1 protein-coding gene is annotated in these 1,312 nt (G+C 66.5%); it reads right to left on the bottom strand.

The window, feature by feature from the left end; translation table 11 throughout:
* The coding region (istA, locus tag ACTHQS_RS20990) for an IS21 family transposase (RefSeq protein ID WP_440172728.1) at window positions 1–1,118 on the bottom strand (1,118 nt) is incomplete at its 3' end.
* Window positions 1,119–1,312 lie beyond the last annotated feature (194 nt).

Raw genomic sequence — 1,312 nt, 5'->3', positions numbered from 1 at the left:
CCGGGCCTGGCCCGGTGATGTCGGGCGACCTCGACGGGGCCGGCGGGGCCGTGGTGGACGATGATGACCTGTTCGTCGGGCCCGGTGCCGTGGGAACGGACGAACACCCTCGCCCCGAGCAGATGCGCGGGCACGGAGTATTGGCCGTTCTCGAAGGCGACCATTGGGGTGTTGTCCGGGACGGTGCGGGAGAGTCCGAACGCGACCGTATGCGCGGTGTCCGGGATGCGGTGCAGCCGGGGCTGCTCCTCAGTGAGCATGGCGGAGGGTTTTCGCCGGGTCGCCCGGTGTTCCCGGTTGTTCACCTCTGCCATGAATTCCTCGCAAGCGCTCTCGAGCTCGGCGAAGGAGGCGTAGCCGGGGCGGAGGTTGGTGTCTTTGGGCACGAGGTCGGCCTTGGCTAGCTTCACCGACGCCTCAACCCCGCCCTTCGTGGCGGGATCCGCTGGCTGACAGGTCAGCACGGTGACCCCGTAGTGGCGGGCGAAGTCCAAGGTCTGCTGGTTCCGCACCGGGACCCCGGCGACGTGGGCGGTGGTCACGGTTTTCTCGTTATCGGTCAGGACGTAGGTCGGTGCCCCGCCCAGGACCCGGAAGCAGCGGTCCAGGGCGGCGAACACGCTCGGCGCGGTCCGGTCCCGCAACGGGATCACGATCCGGAACCTCGAGAACGCCAGCCAGGCCACGAACAGGATGGTCTTCACCCCGTCAATGCGGGGCCCGTCGCCGAAGTCGTACTGCAGCCACATCCCCGGCTCTGTGATCCAAGGCCGGTGCACGCGGGTGTGGCCCAACCGCCAGGCGGCCTTCACCTGGGCAATCGCCCGGCGGGTCGACCGTTCCGATCCCGTATAGCCCAGGGCCAGGAGCTTTTCGTGGGCCTTGTCGGCGCGGATCCGCCCTTTGGACGCCTCGATCCATTCCTCGATCTTGGGCAGGTAAGAATCCGTGACCCGCGGCCGGGGAGCTGGTTGGGCGATCGGCCGGCCGGCGTCCCGGGCGGCGACATGCCTGGCAACAGTGTGGTGCGAACAGCCTGTCAGTTCCGCCGTCGCGCGCAACGATCCGGTCAGATCGTAGGCAGCAAGAATTTCCATGATTTCTCCGTCATGCTTCATACAGGGCCTCTTCCCGAGTGACTTGGTGCGTCTAGACACCGTCATCAAATCCCGGGGAGAGGCCCCCGCCGCTTAAGACGCGGCAGGTTCAGTAAGGAAGTGGGCAGATCTCATGGCCACCGCTGGGCAGTTCTACTGGCCGTCAGTGGGCATTTTCGTGGCCGCCTATGGGCAGTTTTTCATGGCCGCTAACA

This window comes from Arthrobacter sp. SAFR-044, from assembly GCF_051965175.1.
Taxonomy (GTDB): domain Bacteria; phylum Actinomycetota; class Actinomycetes; order Actinomycetales; family Micrococcaceae; genus Arthrobacter.
This window is presented reverse-complemented; position numbering and strand designations above follow the sequence as displayed.